The organism is Acinetobacter sp. YQ_14 (assembly GCF_043102985.1).
Lineage (GTDB): Bacteria > Pseudomonadota > Gammaproteobacteria > Pseudomonadales > Moraxellaceae > Acinetobacter > Acinetobacter venetianus.
Genome location: NZ_JBICJJ010000023.1, coordinates 161,477 through 179,070, shown reverse-complemented (window position 1 = coordinate 179,070; position 17,594 = coordinate 161,477). Strand labels below are relative to the sequence as shown.

16 protein-coding genes are annotated in these 17,594 nt (G+C 38.9%); 5 read left to right on the top strand and 11 right to left on the bottom strand.

The window, feature by feature from the left end; genetic code table 11:
• Window positions 1-17: 17 nt before the first annotated feature.
• Together ACF8D3_RS12380 and ACF8D3_RS12375 are read right to left on the bottom strand one after the other, a co-directional pair.
• Window positions 18-1,193 (bottom strand): thiolase family protein, encoded by a 1,176-nt coding sequence (locus ACF8D3_RS12380; RefSeq protein ID WP_392471691.1) that lies wholly within the window; start codon window positions 1,191-1,193, stop codon window positions 18-20.
• Between the two features lie 101 nt (window positions 1,194-1,294).
• Entirely contained in the window at window positions 1,295-1,807 is a 513-nt protein-coding gene (locus tag ACF8D3_RS12375) for a GspH/FimT family protein (protein WP_392471690.1), read from the bottom strand.
• 387 nt (window positions 1,808-2,194) lie between these two features.
• Between ACF8D3_RS12375 and omp38 the strand changes: the two genes are divergently transcribed.
• On the top strand, window positions 2,195-3,244 hold the full coding sequence (gene omp38 / locus ACF8D3_RS12370) for an outer membrane protein Omp38 (protein ID WP_007482578.1): 1,050 nt from the start codon (window positions 2,195-2,197) through the stop codon (window positions 3,242-3,244).
• A 140-nt stretch (window positions 3,245-3,384) separates the two neighbouring features.
• On the opposite strand, the gene ACF8D3_RS12365 is transcribed toward omp38, so the two are convergent.
• From ACF8D3_RS12365 to ACF8D3_RS12345, 5 genes are all read right to left on the bottom strand, one after another.
• Window positions 3,385-3,543 carry a hypothetical protein gene (locus ACF8D3_RS12365; protein WP_004877198.1) on the bottom strand — a complete coding sequence of 53 codons (159 nt, stop codon included), beginning with the start codon at window positions 3,541-3,543 and terminating at the stop codon, window positions 3,385-3,387.
• A 4-nt stretch (window positions 3,544-3,547) separates the two neighbouring features.
• A complete protein-coding gene (locus ACF8D3_RS12360) occupies window positions 3,548-4,753 on the bottom strand; it encodes an RtcB family protein (RefSeq protein WP_392471689.1) in 1,206 nt (401 codons plus the stop codon).
• A 274-nt stretch (window positions 4,754-5,027) separates the two neighbouring features.
• On the bottom strand, window positions 5,028-6,485 hold the full coding sequence (locus tag ACF8D3_RS12355; protein WP_392471688.1) for an amino acid permease: 1,458 nt from the start codon (window positions 6,483-6,485) through the stop codon (window positions 5,028-5,030).
• A 76-nt stretch (window positions 6,486-6,561) separates the two neighbouring features.
• Complete coding sequence (locus ACF8D3_RS12350; RefSeq protein WP_061392536.1) at window positions 6,562-7,578, bottom strand: methyltransferase; 1,017 nt, start codon at window positions 7,576-7,578, stop codon at window positions 6,562-6,564.
• Window positions 7,579-7,642: 64 nt separating this feature from the next.
• Window positions 7,643-9,001: a uracil-xanthine permease family protein gene (locus tag ACF8D3_RS12345; protein WP_019383773.1), complete on the bottom strand. Its 1,359-nt coding sequence runs from the start codon at window positions 8,999-9,001 to the stop codon at window positions 7,643-7,645.
• A 175-nt stretch (window positions 9,002-9,176) separates the two neighbouring features.
• On the opposite strand from ACF8D3_RS12345, the gene typA reads away from it, so the two are divergent.
• The 3 genes from typA (at window position 9,177) to ACF8D3_RS12330 (ending at window position 12,193) form a co-directional block, all read left to right on the top strand.
• Window positions 9,177-11,012: a translational GTPase TypA gene (gene typA / locus ACF8D3_RS12340; RefSeq protein ID WP_004877193.1), complete on the top strand. Its 1,836-nt coding sequence runs from the start codon at window positions 9,177-9,179 to the stop codon at window positions 11,010-11,012.
• 247 nt (window positions 11,013-11,259) lie between these two features.
• A complete protein-coding gene (gene mscL, locus ACF8D3_RS12335) occupies window positions 11,260-11,694 on the top strand; it encodes a large conductance mechanosensitive channel protein MscL (RefSeq protein ID WP_004877192.1) in 435 nt (144 codons plus the stop codon).
• A gap of 163 nt (window positions 11,695-11,857) precedes the next feature.
• Window positions 11,858-12,193 carry a gamma-glutamylcyclotransferase family protein gene (locus ACF8D3_RS12330; RefSeq protein WP_061396743.1) on the top strand — a complete coding sequence of 112 codons (336 nt, stop codon included), beginning with the start codon at window positions 11,858-11,860 and terminating at the stop codon, window positions 12,191-12,193.
• A gap of 52 nt (window positions 12,194-12,245) precedes the next feature.
• Here the strand turns inward: ACF8D3_RS12330 and ACF8D3_RS12325 are convergent, their stop codons facing one another.
• Window positions 12,246-12,536 carry a peptidylprolyl isomerase gene (locus ACF8D3_RS12325; protein ID WP_392471687.1) on the bottom strand — a complete coding sequence of 97 codons (291 nt, stop codon included), beginning with the start codon at window positions 12,534-12,536 and terminating at the stop codon, window positions 12,246-12,248.
• A gap of 31 nt (window positions 12,537-12,567) precedes the next feature.
• Window positions 12,568-13,389 (bottom strand): bifunctional DNA-formamidopyrimidine glycosylase/DNA-(apurinic or apyrimidinic site) lyase, encoded by an 822-nt coding sequence (gene mutM / locus ACF8D3_RS12320; protein WP_061396741.1) that lies wholly within the window; start codon window positions 13,387-13,389, stop codon window positions 12,568-12,570.
• Window positions 13,390-13,595: 206 nt separating this feature from the next.
• Here mutM and ACF8D3_RS12315 point away from each other — a divergent pair, with 206 nt between their 5' ends.
• A complete protein-coding gene (locus ACF8D3_RS12315; protein ID WP_392471686.1) occupies window positions 13,596-15,725 on the top strand; it encodes a TonB-dependent receptor domain-containing protein in 2,130 nt (709 codons plus the stop codon).
• 35 nt (window positions 15,726-15,760) lie between these two features.
• Here the strand turns inward: ACF8D3_RS12315 and ACF8D3_RS12310 are convergent, their stop codons facing one another.
• Together ACF8D3_RS12310 and ACF8D3_RS12305 are read right to left on the bottom strand one after the other, a co-directional pair.
• A complete protein-coding gene (locus ACF8D3_RS12310; RefSeq protein WP_312100793.1) occupies window positions 15,761-16,561 on the bottom strand; it encodes a tetratricopeptide repeat protein in 801 nt (266 codons plus the stop codon).
• Window positions 16,562-16,783: 222 nt separating this feature from the next.
• Window positions 16,784-17,509, bottom strand: coding sequence for a DsbC family protein (locus ACF8D3_RS12305; protein ID WP_312100797.1), 726 nt, complete (start codon window positions 17,507-17,509; stop codon window positions 16,784-16,786).
• Window positions 17,510-17,594: the final 85 nt, after the last annotated feature.

The window sequence follows — 17,594 nt, the reverse complement described above, 5'->3', positions numbered from 1 at the left end:
TATAAGACAATAAATCTTTAGATCAATTCGATTGCAACAGCTGTCGCTTCACCACCACCGATACAAAGCGCAGCAACACCTTTCTTACCAGCTGTACGTTTAAGTGCGTGGATCAGTGTCAAAATAATGCGTGAACCCGTTGATCCGACAGGATGACCTAATGCGCATGCTCCACCATTGATATTCACTTTTTCAGCATCTAGTTTAAAGTCATCAATTGGGCACATTGTAACCATAGCAAAAGCTTCATTGATTTCCCAAAGATCAACTTCTTGCGCATCCCAACCTGCTTTCTTCAATACTTTCTCAATCGCACCAACAGGAGCAATTGTGAATTCAGAAGGGTGTTGAGAGTTAGAAGCCGTAGCGATGATTTTTGCTAAAGGTTGTAAGCCACGTGCAGAAGCAACATCTGCTGAAGTAAGTACAAGTGCAGAAGCACCATCAGAAATGGAGCTTGCATTTGCAGCGGTAATTGTACCGTCTTTTGCAAATGCAGGTTTCAAACTTGGAATTTTATCAATTTTTGCATTCAAAGGTTGTTCGTCTTGATCAACAACAACATCACCTTTGCGTGTCGAAAGAGTGACTGGAACGATTTCATCTTTAAAGTAGCCTTCAGTAATTGCTTTTTGAGCACGTTGCAAAGAGCGAATAGCAAAATCATCCATTTGCTCACGTGTATAGCTACGTTTATTTGCCATATCTTGTGCAAATGAACCCATCAAACGACCTGTCTCTGCATCTTCAAGACCATCAAAGAACATATGATCTTTAATTTCACCATGACCCATGCGATAGCCCGCACGCGCTTTAGGCAAAACGTAAGGAGCATTAGTCATTGATTCCATGCCGCCTGCAACAACAATTTCAGCACTACCTGCTTTGATCATGTCTGACGCTTGCATAACAGCTTTCATACCTGAACCACAAAGCTTGTTAATTGTTACAGCACCTGTTGAATCTGGTAAGCCAGCTTTACGCATTGCTTGACGTGCTGGACCTTGCTTTAAACCTGCTGGTAACACACAACCCATGATCACTTCTTCAACGTCAGTTGGTTGTAGGCCAGCACGTGCAATTGCTTCTTTAATTGTGATCGCCCCAAGTTCAGGTGCTGTTGCACTTGATAAAGCGCCTTGGAAGCCGCCCATTGCAGTACGAGCACCATTAACAATTACGATATCAGTCATTATGTGTCTCCAGATTTATAATTTGTAGAGAATGTTCAAAACCTATGCAGTATAGTCAAAAATACGAGTTTTGGTTTTTTTCTGGTTGGACTGTAGAGTTTTTAGCAGGTCGTTACCATTTCACTGCGGATCTGTCCCATATTGCTTAAAATAACTTTTAAATGATTATTTGAGTTATTCATGCAATAGAAAAAGCTACCATTTGAACCTCTTGGTAACCCCGTATCTCCTTGAAAGGTGACTGAGTTAACCCTTAGTGTTCCTCTCCAGTCTAATGTTCCATATTTTGATGGTATTGTGTTGGCATATAAAATTTTTTCTGAATGTTCTCGTGTCCGATTTCGGTTCTCATCAAAAAATCCAATAAAACCTCGACTCCAATCATTACTGCATGTTATGAGATCTGTACTTGCACACAAAGTCACATTTTTATGATGAATTTGAGCATCAGATTTAGCTTTTTGTATGTAAATTGTGAGAATTTTCTTGATCTGATTTACTTCATTTGAGATGAGCATATTGTTAAAGTAGGGTATTCCAATTGCTGCGATTATAGAAATAATGGCAATGGTGATGATGGCTTCACTCATTGTGAAACCTAAAGTTTTAAACATAATATGACCTATATGTATTTCTGTAATTTTTTTATTAACAAAGTGTTAAGTAATTACTGTATTTATTAAATTAAGTTTAGTATTAGAAAAACTAACGATTACTTCATGTAAAAAATGCTGCTAAACTTGAAGTGAGCGAACAATAAGCTATTCAAATTTTCATTGCGAATCAAAATTTACTGAACTACAACGGAAATTGTAAGAAATTTTGTCAATAATTTACGAGGTTAAAGTTATCAAGCACTTGGAAAATTCATCAAGTGTTTGTATGATTCAAAGTGAAGTGAATAGCTTAAAAATAATACTGTGAACACTTCTGTGTTTATGGGGCCAAAAATCATAGGCTAAGCTTGAACAACAAACAATTGTTATCTCTGGAGGATATCCATGAAATTGAGTCGTATTGCACTTGCTATGCTTGTTGCTGCTCCTTTAGCTGCTGCTAATGCGGGTGTTACAGTAACACCATTAATGCTTGGTTACACATTTCAAGATTCTAAGCACAACAATAGCACCGAAAATCTAACAAATGGCGGTGAGTTACAAGACGATTTATTCGTTGGCGCTGCGTTAGGTGTTGAATTAACACCTTGGTTAGGTTTTGAAGCTGAATACAACCAAGTTAAAGGTGATGTAGACAGTCTTTCTCCGAACTCTGAATATAAGCAACAACAAATCAATGGTAACTTCTATGTTACTTCTGATTTAATCACTAAAAACTACGACAGCAAAATCAAGCCGTATGTTTTATTAGGTGCTGGTCACTATAAATATACATTCAGCGATGCTACTGATGCTCAATTAGGTCGTGCTGGTCGTGGCTTGAAAGAAGAAGGTACTTTAGGTAATGCAGGTTTTGGTGCTTTCTGGCGCTTAAATGATGCTTTATCTCTTCGTACTGAAGCTCGTGGTACTTATAACATCGATGAAGACTTCTGGAACTACACAGCTCTTGCTGGTTTAAACGTAGTTCTTGGTGGTCATTTGAAGCCTGCTGCTCCAGTAGTAGAAGTTGCTCCAGTTGAACCAACTCCAGTTGCTCCACAACCACAAGAGTTAACTGAAGACCTTAACATGGAACTTCGTGTATTCTTTGATACTAACAAGTCAGACATCAAACCACAGTACAAGTCTGAAATTGCTAAAGTAGCTGAGAAATTATCTGAGTACCCGAATGCGACTGCTCGTATCGAAGGTCACACAGATAACACTGGCCCACGTAAGTTAAACGAACGTTTATCATTAGCTCGTGCTAACTCTGTTAAATCAGCTCTTGTAAACGAATACAACGTTGATGCTTCTCGTTTGTCTACTCAAGGTTTCGCTTGGGATCAACCGATTGCTGACAACAAAACTAAAGAAGGTCGTGCTATGAACCGTCGCGTATTCGCTGCGATCACTGGTAGCCGTACTGTTCTTGTACAACCAGGTCAATAAGCTCAATAATTTGAGTTTTAAATGACATAAAAAAGCGACTCAATTGAGTCGCTTTTTTTATTGCTATATTGTTGGTTTGACAAGATATATTCATTTGCTTTCTCCTTAATTTAATTGATGTATTTAAGGTAATATTTTAATTACCAAATACCTTTGTTGAGTTGTTGTTTTGCCTGTTGTCGATCTCTACGATGCTGTGCTCGTGGTTTTTCACTTTCATGTATTCCACCTTTTTTTAACAAAGGGGATACTGCAACAGGGTTGCGAGCTTTGATTTTTGGCATCTCTTTAAGTTTCATATCATTAACCTTTAATGCATAAAATTTGTTTAAGGGTGTGCAAGATTTCGACTAAATCTGATTGGTTTGCCATGACTTGATCAATATCTTTATATGCACTTGGGATTTCATCAATAACACCACTATCTTTACGGCATTCGATGCCTTGAGTCTGATGAATCAAATCATCTTGGCTAAAGAGTAATTTAGCTTTACTCCGACTCATTTTTCGTCCTGCACCATGTGAACATGAGCAAAAAGACTCTGGATTTGCTTTGCCCTTCACAATATAAGAGCGAGCTCCCATGGAACCAGGAATAATTCCTAACTCATCTCTCCCTGCACGAATTGCTCCTTTTCGTGTGATCAGCAAGTCTTCACCAAAATGATGTTCACGACTGACATAATTATGATGGCAGTTAATTGCTTCTTTGGTCATTTGAAATGGCGGCAGGAGTGGTCGAATCGCTTCTAAAATGAGGCGCATCATTTCACGTCGATTTTCAAAAGCATATTCTTGCGCCCATTCCACTGCCTCAACATAATCATCAAAGCTATTTGAACCTTCAGCAAAGTAGCTCAGATCTTTGTCTGGAACATGTCCAAACCGATGCTGCGCTTCTTTCTTTGCAAGTTCGATAAAATAAGTCCCAATCACATTCCCTAAACCACGACTACCAGAATGCAGCATGATCCAGACATCTTGGTTTTCATCCAGACAGAGTTCGATAAAGTGATTACCGCCTCCTAAAGTACCCAGTTGTTTTTGCCATGTAGCATCAAATTTTCTGAGCATTCGAATAAGTCCTGGATGTTTTTTAATAATTGGCTGCAAGCGCTTTTCCAGAGGAATAATACTTGAGGCTTTTGCCTTAATCTGTTTATGTAACTCAAAGCCTACAGGCACTTTGCGCTCAATTGCATACCTTAAAGGCGCTAAATTATCTGGAAGTTGCGAGGCTTTTAAATTCAGCCGAATTGCGTTCATCCCACAGCCAATATCTACACCGACAGCGGCAGGGATAATCGCATGCTTGGTCGGAATGACACTACCAACAGTCGCACCTTTGCCGACATGTACATCTGGCATTACTGCGATATGTGAATGTACAAACTGTAGCTGCGCCATTTTTTTGAGTTGTTCAATGCTTTCTTGATCAATGTCATTGGTGAATATTTTTACTGGTACACCATATTGTGCATTCGCATTGAGTATTTTTTGTATGCCCATTTTCTTATCTCGGTCATTTTAATTCTTCCGTCCGAATAGGCATAAAAAAACCTAGCGAATGCTAGGCTTAAGTAGGCATTCGGACAAGTGATCGTAAGATTTGTCACTTGTCCGTGAGATGACAGTGCCAAATCTAAAGTGTGTTTTCCTGTAGTAATAGCATCGTGTCATCCTCCTGTTTTCTTAAATACTTATACAATGTATAAGTGTGCCGTTGAAATATGAGCGTGAATTTTACGCATATTTCAAATTAGGTCAAGTTTTTACCTGATTTTTATTCGCCTTCTTTAACATTCATGTCTTTGTAGGCAATCAGTTTGGTTTTATGTTTCCATTTATACCCTAGCCATATCACCAAGAATAATGGAATGCTGATATAGGTTGAAAGTAAGCCTATCCAATCCACTTTTCCACCTAGAACAGCTTCATAATTTTGACCTAAGATAATGATAGAACAAAGAATAAATGCGAACCATGGTGCAAAAGGAAAGAACTTTGCGCGATAGGCAAGGTCATCAAGTTTATGACCCTGAGCAAGATAACCTTTACGGAAACGGTAGTGTGAAATTGCAATACCAAGCCAAACGATAAATCCACACATACCTGACATGTTCAGCAACCAGTTAAACACTTGTTGCTCACCAATAAAAGTGGTTAAAAAGCAGAGTGCAGCGACAGTCGTCGTTGCGTAAAGTGCGTTCATTGGTACACCACGACGATCAAGCTGAGAGAACCATTTTGGTGCTCGGCCTTCTTTTGCCATGTCAAATAACATACGTGTTGATGAGTACATGCCTGAATTACCAGCGGATAAGATTGCGCTTAGAATCACGGCATTCATTAGGCCAGCAGCAAATGCAAATCCTGCTTTCTCATAAAGTAATGTGAAAGGTGAAAGTGCGATATTTTCACTTTCTGCAGCATGTAACAACAGTGGGTTGTCATAGCTAATCAAGGTGCCAATGATGAAGATACACAGGATGTAGAATAATAAAATACGCCAGAAAATTTGTTTAATCGCAAGCGGAATCGTTTTCTTCGGATCTTTTGATTCACCTGCTGCAACCCCAACCATTTCGGTACCTTGGAATGAGAACCCAGCAATCATGGCAACACCGATCATGGCCTGTAAACCACCAACAAACGGCGCGTCACCTTTAGTCCAATTCGTAAATACTGATGCATCTGGTGTTAGCATGATTTTTGCGATCATGGCGATCCCGATAATAATGAAGACAATAATCGCGATCACTTTAATCATCGAGAACCAGAATTCACTTTCACCAAAACCTTTGACGGTCATTGCATTGATGCCAAAAATCACGGCAAGGAACAGCGCACTCCAATAAAAGCCAGAAATTTCTGGGAACCAGAACTTCATAATAAATTGAACTGCAACTAATTCAAATGCAACCGTAATCGCCCAGTTGTACCAGTAATTCCAGCCTAAGGCAAAGCCGAAACCTTCTTCAACATAGCGGCTACCATAGGTAAAGAATGCACCTGAACTTGGGTTATGTGTTGCAAGTTCACCCAAGCTAGTCATCAAGAAATAAATCATGATACCAATTAGGGCGTATGCGAGTAATGCACCGCCGGGACCTGCAGTCGCAATAGTTGAACCTGATGCAAGGAATAAACCTGTACCGATCGATCCACCAATCGCAATCATATTGAGGTGGCGAGCCCCGAGCTTGCGCTGAAGGTGTTGGGGAGCAGATGTATCGCTCATAAAAATTCCTTAAACTTTATAAGGGTCTATTGACACTTCTCATAGGTTGTAGGGTAGACGAACATGTCAATTGACCCTATTTAGCACTCGCGAAGAGTACCTTAAATCCTTGTTGATCGGTTTTTATCGTACATTGACCAAAACTTTGCTCAATGAGAGGCGGGTAGTTTAAAAAACGGTTCGCCACGATCCATAACTCACCTGAGCTTTTCAGGTGGGATTTTGCAAGCTGACAGAGTTCTTCACTTGCATCGTAATTGGTATGAATCCCTTGATGAAATGGTGGATTGCTCACAATCGCATCCAATTCTTTAGGTGCATCTTTTAAACCTGTGACAGCTTGTAGATGTAACTGAGCTAAATCCAAGCCATTTCGTTGGAAGGTCATCTCAGTTGACCGTAATGCAAATGCATCAACATCAAGTGCAAAAATATGTTGCTCTGGATTTAATTTGGCTAAAAAGCTGCTGATAACACCAGCGCCGCAACCAAAGTCGGCAATCTTACCTGATTTTACTTGTGATAGGTAAGGAAGTAATACGGCTGTTCCGACATCTAAATGCGCTTGACTAAATACACCAGGTAGTGCACAGATTTCTAGCTGGTCTTGGTTTACTTGAACTGTATATGCTTTTAACCATTGTTCAAGTGGCTTAAGTTGCTCAGCTTTTTCTATTTTTAATTGCCATAATTGGCAGTGGCGCGCGCTATCTAACTTTAGTGTTTTGCCATAAGGTTGCAGTTGTTTTGCTGCGCGTTCCACGCCTCCTTTTTTCTCACCGACAAGAAAAATATTTTGACCAATGGTTAAATGGCTCACCACAACATGCAAAATATAGCTGAGGAGTTCTTTTGATTTTGGAACGAAAATAACGACTTGATCAAAGTTAGATTGAGGAAATTCCACTGAAAAGCTTGAATCAATTCCTGAGCTTAAAAAGCTTTGGTGATCAGCATAATTCCAAGTCCAAACAGATGCTTGTACTTGAGTTGGTAAATTTTTGGCGAGTTGATCATTTGGGGCATTGATCAGTAAAACTTGCCCGTTTAAATAATCTTGTTGTCTCAAGACAACTTCACTACGTGGATCCATTATTGATCTCTCATCAAAAACGAAGCCCAGTTGCTAAACTGGGCAATGATCATTTATTAGATGACTATTTGTGTGTTTCAGGTAAAACAATATTCAAAATCAAAGCTGCAATACCGCCTGTTGCGACACCTGAGCTAAAAATATTTTTGAATAATTCAGGTAAATGCTCAAGGATCTGAGGAACCTGTGCAACACCTAAGCCAAGTGCAAGTGAAATTGCAATAATCAGCAAGGCACGACGATCTAGGTGGATACTTGAAAGGATATTAATACCTGATGCAGCAACTGCGCCAAACATCACCATCACTGCACCACCTAATACTGCTTGTGGTACGGCTTGAATCACAGCAGCAACAGCAGGGAATAAGCCTAAAATCACCAATAGCACGGCGATCCAAATACCGACATAACGACTTGCTACACCTGTGAGTTGAATCACACCATTATTCTGTGCAAACACTGAGCTTGGGAAAGTGTTAAAAATACCAGCAAGGAATGAGTTGGCACCATTAACTAAAACACCACCTTTAATACGTTGCATCCAAATAGGACCATCAACGGGTTGGTTTGAAATTTTACTGGTTGCAGTCACATCACCGATCGCTTCCAAAGAGGTAACGAGATAGATGAATGCCATTGGAATAAACAAACTCCAAGAGAAGCTTAAACCAAAATGCATAGGCGTTGGGATTTGAATTAAAGGAGCCTCACTCAAGACTGAAAAGTTCAAATGTCCCATAAACCCAGCGAGGATATAGCCAATCACTAAAGCAATTAAAATTGCTGAACTTTTCACCCAAATAATACGAATACGATTGAGTAGAATGATGATCCCAAGAACCGTACATGACATGATCAGGTTGTCTGCATTAGCAAAGGTATTGTCTTGCATTGCAGTATAACCACCACCCATGCTAATCAAGCCTTCTTTAATCAATGTTAAACCGATTAGCAGAACGACAATTCCTGTGACTAACGGGGTAATCAGCTTTTTTACCCAAGGTAAAATACGAGAAACACCCATTTCAATGAATGAGCCTGCAATCACAACGCCAAAAATAGCAGCCATAACTTGTTCTACGGGCGTTCCCGCAGCAACCATTGCACTTCCAATACCGATGATCGGGCCAATAAAGTTGAAGCTTGTACCTTGAACAATCAGTAAACCTGCTCCGAAAGGACCGACTTTCTTACATTGTAAAAAAGTCGCAATCCCTGAAATGATCAAAGACATTGAGAGGATCATATTGGTATCTTCACGAGAGACACCAAGCGCTAAACAGATCAATAATCCAGGAGTAACGATTGGTACTAAAATCGCGAGAAGATGTTGAAGTGCAGCTAAAAATGCAACAAAAGGTTTCGGTCGATCATTCAGTCCGTAAACTAAGTCGAGCTGTTGCTGAGGTTGGGAATTTGACATGGGAGTTTGAAAAAGCGATAAGCATTAGTGGAATATTCTAATAGAGTTAGTCTACTTTACCAACGATTCTGTAACGTTTCGTCAGAAAAAAAGTCACATGTCAATAAACTGTCACTACTAAAGTGTAGTGTTTTTCTGTATAATCTGCCCTCAAATTTTAAGCGTATCGAATTCTATGTCTGATATTAAGAATCTCCGCAATATCGCAATTATTGCGCACGTCGACCACGGTAAAACCACGCTTGTCGATAAATTACTTCAACAATCTGGTGCTTTGGGTGACCGTGCAGGCGAGATTGAGCGTGTCATGGACTCGAATGCGCTTGAAAGTGAACGTGGTATTACCATTCTTGCGAAAAACACGGCAATTAAATGGTTAGATAAACGTACTGATACTGAATACCGTATCAACATCGTCGACACCCCAGGACACGCCGACTTTGGTGGTGAAGTGGAACGTGTAATGTCGATGGTTGACTGTGTATTACTTCTTGTTGACTCACAAGAAGGTCCAATGCCACAAACTCGCTTTGTAACTCAAAAAGCATTTGCTCGTGGTTTGAAGCCTATCGTGATTATCAACAAAGTTGATAAACCAAGCGCGCGTTGTGACTGGGTAATCGATCAAGTATTTGACTTGTTTGATAACCTTGGCGCGACTGACGAACAGTTAGACTTCCCAATCGTTTATGCTTCTGGCTTACGTGGTGTTGCTGGTCCAGCTCCTGAAGAGTTGGCAGAAGACATGACTCCGTTGTTTGAAACGATCGTTGATATCGTTGAACCACCAGCGGTAGACGTTGATGGTCCATTCCAAATGCAGATTTCATCACTTGACTATAACAGCTTCGTGGGTGTTATCGGTGTTGGTCGTATTCAACGCGGTTCAGTAAAATTAAATACTCCTGTTACTGTAATTGATAAAGATGGCAATACACGTAATGGCCGTATCTTAAAAATCATGGGTTACCATGGTTTAGAGCGTGTAGATGTTGAATCAGCATCTGCTGGTGATATCGTATGTATTACAGGTATCGATGCACTTAACATTTCTGACACAGTTTGTGATCCGAAAAATGTTGAAGCTTTACCTGCATTGTCTGTAGACGAACCAACTGTATCTATGACATTCCAAGTAAACAACTCTCCGTTTGCTGGTAAAGAAGGTAAGTTCGTAACTTCACGTAATATTCGTGAACGTCTTGACCGTGAATTGATTCACAACGTAGCACTTCGTGTTGAAGATACTGATAGTCCAGACCGCTTCAAAGTTTCTGGTCGTGGTGAACTTCACCTTTCAGTATTGATCGAAAACATGCGTCGTGAAGGCTTCGAAATGGGCGTATCTCGTCCACAAGTAATCATCAAAGAAATTGATGGTGAAAAACAAGAGCCTTACGAAAACGTAACGTTTGACGTTGAAGAGCAGCACCAAGGTTCTGTAATGGAGCAAATGGGTCACCGTAAAGGCGAAATGACTAATATGGAAGTTGACGGTAAAGGCCGTATTCGTATTGAAGCAACTGTTCCTTCTCGTGGCTTAATTGGTTTCCGTTCAGAATTCTTAACCATGACTTCTGGTACAGGCATCATGACATCAAGCTTCTCTCACTACGGCCCTGTGAAACAAGGTTCAGTAGCGAAGCGTCAAAATGGTGTGTTGATTTCTATGGTTCAAGGTACATGCTTGGGCTATGCACTATTCAGCTTGCAAGACCGTGGTCGTTTATTTGCTAAACCACAGTTAGAAGTTTACGAAGGTATGATCGTGGGTATTAACTCTCGTTCAGACGATATGGTTGTAAACCCAACTAAAGCGAAGCAATTAACTAACGTTCGTGCGTCTGGTACTGATGATGCGTTGACTTTAACACCTGCAATTGAATACACGCTTGAGCAAGCACTTGAATTCATTGAAGATGATGAATTAGTTGAAGTAACACCTAAATCGATTCGTATTCGTAAGCGTTACTTAACTGAAAACGAACGTAAACGTAATCGTGATAAATAATTTTTCTGAATTGAAAAATGAAGAAAACCGCTAAATTTATTTGGCGGTTTTTTTTATTGAGTAAAACAAGTGTCTATTTCATGCATAAGTTCATATTTTTATTAAAATAAAATATGTTGTTAAAGTGTGAAATAACTTTCTTTTTTTGAGAAAAATATTAAATTATTTACATACAACTGAATGCCTATCATTTGTAATTTAAGTACAAAAACAAATGTAATTCGATTCATTTTCTGGAGTGTCAACAATGAGTATTATTCAAGAATTTAAAGAGTTTGCTGTAAAAGGCAATATGATGGATTTGGCGATTGGTGTAATCATCGGTGGCGCTTTTGGTAAAATCATTGATTCATTAGTGAAAGATGTTCTGATGCCTGTCATCAACTTTATTATTGGTGGAGAAGTGAATTTCACCAATAAGTTTGTTGTGCTCGGCTCAAGTCCTGAAAACATTACAACTTTAGCTCAAGCTCAGGAGGCGGGGCTAACAGTTCTTGCTTATGGTAACTTCATTACGATCTTGATCAACTTCCTGATTTTAGCGTGGGTGGTGTTCTTAATGGTGAAAGTCATGAACCGCATGCGAAAAAAAGAAGAAGAAGCGCCAGCAGCACCTGCACCAACACCAGAAGATATTCAATTGTTGCGTGAAATTCGTGATGAGTTGAAAAAGCAAGCTTAATTGCTTTAAATAAAAAAACGGCATAAATTATGCCGTTTTTTTTTATTGTAGTTGTTTAATTGGTATTTGCTATTTCTTTGATTTGAGATAATGAGTTTTGATGAATATGGTCTCTGACCCAATTTCATTCTAAGATGTCAAATAATTGAAATGGAATAACATGATGAACCGATTATTTGTATATGGCACATTGTGCCCGAATAGAGAGAATGCTCATATTTTGGGAGCTATTGAAGGGGATTGGCAAGTTGCAACGGTACATGGAACCATCTATATATTGGATTGGGGACCCGATAAAGGACTGCCTGCAATTGTATTGAATCAACAAGATCCGCTGGTTGAAGGTTATTTATTTAGTACCGATAAGTTAGAACAAAACTGGCCAATGTTAGATGCGTTTGAAGGATTCCAATATGAGCGAGTTATTGCTGAAGTTGTTTTGGAGTCTGGTGAAAAAATAGATGCATGGACTTATGTCATGAAACCTCAGCAAGATTAGTTCATCCATAGGGGGAAATGAGCTTATGGATCCTTTTAAGCTCATTGTTTATCTATCGTAGATTATCCATACGGAACTTAATTTCTAAAAGATGGAAGCCAAACTGACTTTTAATTGGGCCGTGTAAAATTCGTTCTGCAGCTGTAAACACCAATTTATCAATTACAGGTACAAGCTGCCCTTTTTTTATTTCACCTAAATCGCCGCCGCGTTTAGCAGAGTTACAAGTCGAATACTGCTTAGCAATTTTTGCAAAATCAGCACCAGACTGAATTCTTTTCTTGAGCTGTTCTGCTAAGTCTTTATCTTTTACTAAGATATGCCGAACAATTGCAGTTTGCATAATGTTGCTCCTTCAATTACCTTGTATTTGCTTAAGCTTTCTTCAGCTTCAATGGCTGGCATTGTGGGCAAAATACACTGGCTCGTTGTCCTAACTTTAGGTTTTCAAGCGTTGTTTCACAGTTCACACACATTTCACCAGCACGGCCATATGCCAATAGTGTTTGCTGAAAATAACCATTTTCACCCATCGCATTACTATAGTCACGTAATGTTGAACCACCTAAATCAATTGCTTGTTTTAAGATGCGTTTAACCTCAATAACCAGCTTCTCAATTTGTACTTTCGTTAACGTTGAAGCAGGTTGTGCGGGATGGATGCCAACATTAAATAGACTTTCTGTCGCATAAATATTACCTACGCCAACAACGATATGATTATCCATTAAAGCAATTTTGATGCCGACATTTTTTTTATTTAGCTTTTCATGTAAATAGGCTGCATTAAAATCTTCGCTCAGAGGTTCAGGGCCGAGCGTATCAATCAGTTTAGTCTGGTTGTTTTGATCAAGCCAAAGAATGCACCCGAATCGACGTGGATCATGGTAGCGTAATTGCTGATCTTCAAAATCAATAATTAGATGATCATGTTTGCGTAGTTCATCTTTGGCTTCACATAAACGGAAGCTTCCAGACATACCTAAATGCCAAAGCATTTGGTTTTGCTCAAACTCAGCAAGAATATATTTAGAACGGCGCTTGAGTTGCATTAAACGCTGTCCAACCAGCTTTTCAATATCATTCGGTATAGGCCAACGCAAGCTTGGGTTCAAAACGCGAATGGCTTGAACACGTTGTTCTAATAAAGGCAGTAAGCTGGTTTTTGTGGTTTCAACTTCAGGAAGTTCAGGCATAGTTAACTCAAGTTGTTTCAACAACAATACAATGAGGGCAAATGTTTCACTTACAATTATGCGGGTATTTAATTTTATTTGCTAATCATGCTGATTAATCAGTTTAATTGTTTTCACTTAAGTTAAATACCTAAGATAAACATAAAATAATCATATTCTTAGCTTTAGCTGTTGTCGTTTAAAATTTCGAGAAATAAGGAATCTTCATGCCTTCGATGAAAATTAATCTTCTATACGGTTACATTGCCATGTTTATGGCATTGGGTAATACCTCAGTATGGGCAATTGAGGTTGATCACGATCAGCCAGCACAACTCCCAACAATCAAAGTTGAAGCGACACGTACAGATACTTCTTACATGGAGACGCCTGCTTCAATTTTTAGGGTGGATATGCCTGAAAGTAGCCAGTCGGCGCAGGTTAATTTGACGGAAATCGTGAAAGGTGTCCCAAGTATTCAGCTTAGGAATAGAGAAAATTACGCGCAAGACCTGCAACTTTCTATGCGTGGTTTTGGTGCGCGGTCTACATTTGGCGTTCGTGGTATTCGATTGTATGTTGATGGAATTCCTGCAACCATGCCTGATGGACAAGGGCAAACCTCAAATGTTGATTTGAGTAGCTTAAGTCATCTTGAGGTTTTAACGGGGCCATTTTCTTCACTGTATGGTAACTCGTCAGGTGGTGCGATTTTAGCAACCACCAGAGAAGGTACAGGAAAAGACTCGATTGAGATGAGTTATGCTGATGGGAGTCACAATAAAAATCGTGCTGGTTTAATTTTACAGGGCGGTTCAGATCACCAATATGAACCAAGTTATATCATTAGTTCATCTTATTTTGATACTGATGGATTTCGAAATCATAGTGGCGCAAATAAAGTATTGAATAATGCAAAACTAACGTGGAATCTTGATGATGGCAGTAAAATTAACTGGATCACCAATTACGTCAAGATTAATGCTGATGATCCGCAGGGATTGAATAGGCAGCAATGGCAGAATAATCCACGTCAAGTGAATGATACAAACAATACTTACAATGTTCGAAAAGATATTGATCAAACACAAACAGGGATCACGTGGTCAAAACCGCTTAATGATCAGCATGAATTGTATGGCATGGCATATTTTGGCAATCGCCAAGTGACCCAGTATCAATCTATTCCTCGCTCTGCACAATTAAATCCTAATCACGCAGGTGGAGTAATAGATTTTGAACGTAATTATTATGGTGCTGATTTCCGCTGGACGGGTAAAGAGTTATTGCCAAATACTCGCTTTAGTATAGGTGTTGCCGTCGATAAGATGGATGAAGATCGACAAGGTTTTGAAAACTTTAATATTGTTGCTGGTGAACCATCATACGGCGTTAAAGGCACGTTACGCCGTGATGAAGACAATAGCTTATGGAATATCGATCCATATCTACAAGCATCTTGGCAGTTTTTACCGACTTGGCGTTTAGATACGGGTGTACGTTATAGCAATGTGCATTACAAATCTAAAGATCACTATTTGAGTAATGGGAATGACAGTGATAAAACAGAGTATGACAAGATTTTGCCTTCAGCTGCTTTAAGCTGGCAAATTCTGCCTGAATTATTGGCTTATGTGAGTTATGCTAAAGGTTTTGAAACACCGACTTTTACTGAAATGGCTTATCAGGCTGATAGTAGCAAGTCGGGCTTTAATTTTGATTTAAAACCATCGACCAGTGATAACTATGAATTGGGTTTAAAGTCGCAAAATCAGTTGGGTGATTTTACTGTAGCCGTTTTCCAGAGCAAAACTCAAAATGATATTGTTTCAGCGGGTTCTTCAAATGGTCGTTCGACTTTCCGTAATGCAGATCGTACTTTAAGAAAAGGTGCTGAATTTACGTGGAATAAGCAAGTTTGGAAAGATCTTACTGTAAATACGAGTTATGCTTACCTAGATGCAACTTTTGATTCAAATGTTCCAGCACTTGGAAAAATTGCTGAGATTCCTAAAGGTAATGCAATTCCTGGCATCGCTAAGAATCAAGCATTTATTGGGCTAGCATGGAAACCAGATCAAGGTTTTTATGCAGGACTTGATACGCAGTATATGGACAAAATCTATGTCGATGACAGTAATAGTGATGCTGCTGCGAGCTATACAATTGCATCGATCTACACAGGATATGCTTGGAAACATGCAAATTGGGGCTTTAATAGCTTTGCGCGTGTAGATAACTTATTTGATAAAAATTATGCAGGTTCAGTTATTGTGAATGATGGTAATAGTCGTTTCTTTGAACCAGCGGATGGGCGTAATTGGAGTGCTGGAATCAGTGTAAGTAAGCAATTTTAAATCATAAAAAGCGCCTGATCTCAGGCGCTTTTTATTTATTTTTTATTTGCTTTTGCTACTTTTTTAGCAGAGATAGCTTCTTCGACTTTTACTAAAGATTCTTTAGCATTTGGATAATTTGCTGCTGCTAAACGGGTAAAAATATTTTTTGCTTGTTCTAGATCTTGATCAACAATTCCACCATTTGCAAGCATATTTCCTAAAACCATTAGTGAGGGTGCATATCCTTTCTTCGCAAGACTTTGTAGGCTTTCTACAGCTTGTTGCTGCATAATCGGGTTTTTATTTTTAACACCAATGCTTAAATCATAAATTGCTTTTAAATGTACAGCAGGCTGAGATCCTTTGCGTAATAAGGGGAGTAACTTTTGAACTGCTAATTGATCATATTCAGGTTTGCCTTGTTCGAAAAGTAATTTTGCACTTTCCACAATGGCATCATCTGAACCTTGATTCGAAGCTTTATCTAAGTATTCTTTATATTTTTGACTGTTTTTAGCGACACCTAAAGTACCATTTCGATAAACCTGAGCTAAGGTGTAACTTGCTTGCCCAAAACCCTTATTGGATGCATCTTGATAGTAATGCAGGGCTTTCTTTTCATCTCTTGTGGTACCTTGCCCAACTTGATGCATATAGCCTAAATTGTAAATAGCTTGAGCATTTCCTGTATTTGCAATGCGTTGCATTTCTTGGAATGCGCCTGAAAAATCCTTAGCTTCATAAAGTTGGGTTGCTTTTGCAAACACATCATTTTTAGCAGTTGTTTTCTTATCAGCTGCAAATGTTGAATGAGATGCTGCTAGGATTAAACTAGCAATGAGCAACTTTTTCATATTTCTTTTTCCTTATACCGAAACCTGCTTTCATCCTTTATGTAGCAGAGTGCAATATGCAATACACATCATAAAAAATTGGCGTAAAATGTAAATGATGGTTTTGTATATCTCTTGATTAAGATGGGTCAAAGAACTTAAATCAAAATTAAAACAGTAGTCCATTTGTTTAATGGGCTACTGGTTTTAACAGGTTTAAGAGCTTCTTAAAGGTTACGAGTTCTATTTACTGGCTTCCTGCAATAGTAATTCAATCTGTTCAGCATCTTGTGGAATGCCTGAAACTCGCATGCCATTTGCAAAGAATATTGTTGGAGTTCCATTGATTTGAAGTGATTGACCAAGGGCTATATTTTTCTGAATAGGCGTGTCACATTGGCCTGAATTTTTACTCAGTTTGCGGTGAAGCATATAATCCTCCCAAGCTTCATATTGATTTTTAGCACACCAAATTTTATTTGCCGCTATTTCAGCTTGAGGATGGAGTTTCTTAAGTGGGAATAAAAAAATGTAGACCGTTACATTGTCGATGGAAGTCATATATTGTTCTAATTTTTGACAATATGGGCAGTCTGGATCAGTGAACACATATAGCGCACGTTCTCCATTTCCTTTCACATATTTAATAGCTTGGTCTAGAGGTAGCTGTTTAACATCAATTTTTCCTAACTCTATCAAGCGTTCCTCGGTAAGATTGGTTTTATTTTTTACATCCAATAAATTTCCAAAAAATAAATATTTTGCAGTTTCATCCGTATAAATAATTTTTCCTGCAACATAGACTTCATAGATACCCGTTAAAGGGGAAGGAGAAATTGATTTGATTGGAAGATCTGGATAATTACGCTTGAAATTTTGTTCTAGTGTTTTGCTGTCAGCATGGAGGCTTTGTAAGCTCAAAAAGCTTAAAGTAATTGCAGATAACCAAGTTTTGATCATTATTTTCATGAGGAGTTGATTCTATAAGTAATTGTTGAACAATAACGTCGATTGGAATTTCCGACAAGAATTGTAGTTCAACTTTATTTAAATT

Bases quoted from the DNA above. Each gene is read 5' to 3' on its own strand.
- ACF8D3_RS12380 (WP_392471691.1), bottom strand. From the start codon at position 1,193: ATGACTGATATCGTAATTGTTAATGGTGCTCGTACTGCAATGGGCGGC.
- ACF8D3_RS12375 (WP_392471690.1), bottom strand. From the start codon at position 1,807: ATGTTTAAAACTTTAGGTTTCACAATGAGTGAAGCCATCATCACCATT.
- omp38 (WP_007482578.1), top strand. From the start codon at position 2,195: ATGAAATTGAGTCGTATTGCACTTGCTATGCTTGTTGCTGCTCCTTTA.
- ACF8D3_RS12365 (WP_004877198.1), bottom strand. From the start codon at position 3,543: ATGAAACTTAAAGAGATGCCAAAAATCAAAGCTCGCAACCCTGTTGCA.
- ACF8D3_RS12360 (WP_392471689.1), bottom strand. From the start codon at position 4,753: ATGGGCATACAAAAAATACTCAATGCGAATGCACAATATGGTGTACCA.
- ACF8D3_RS12355 (WP_392471688.1), bottom strand. From the start codon at position 6,485: ATGAGCGATACATCTGCTCCCCAACACCTTCAGCGCAAGCTCGGGGCT.
- ACF8D3_RS12350 (WP_061392536.1), bottom strand. From the start codon at position 7,578: ATGGATCCACGTAGTGAAGTTGTCTTGAGACAACAAGATTATTTAAAC.
- ACF8D3_RS12345 (WP_019383773.1), bottom strand. From the start codon at position 9,001: ATGTCAAATTCCCAACCTCAGCAACAGCTCGACTTAGTTTACGGACTG.
- typA (WP_004877193.1), top strand. From the start codon at position 9,177: ATGTCTGATATTAAGAATCTCCGCAATATCGCAATTATTGCGCACGTC.
- mscL (WP_004877192.1), top strand. From the start codon at position 11,260: ATGAGTATTATTCAAGAATTTAAAGAGTTTGCTGTAAAAGGCAATATG.
- ACF8D3_RS12330 (WP_061396743.1), top strand. From the start codon at position 11,858: ATGAACCGATTATTTGTATATGGCACATTGTGCCCGAATAGAGAGAAT.
- ACF8D3_RS12325 (WP_392471687.1), bottom strand. From the start codon at position 12,536: ATGCAAACTGCAATTGTTCGGCATATCTTAGTAAAAGATAAAGACTTA.
- mutM (WP_061396741.1), bottom strand. From the start codon at position 13,389: ATGCCTGAACTTCCTGAAGTTGAAACCACAAAAACCAGCTTACTGCCT.
- ACF8D3_RS12315 (WP_392471686.1), top strand. From the start codon at position 13,596: ATGCCTTCGATGAAAATTAATCTTCTATACGGTTACATTGCCATGTTT.
- ACF8D3_RS12310 (WP_312100793.1), bottom strand. From the start codon at position 16,561: ATGAAAAAGTTGCTCATTGCTAGTTTAATCCTAGCAGCATCTCATTCA.
- ACF8D3_RS12305 (WP_312100797.1), bottom strand. From the start codon at position 17,509: ATGAAAATAATGATCAAAACTTGGTTATCTGCAATTACTTTAAGCTTT.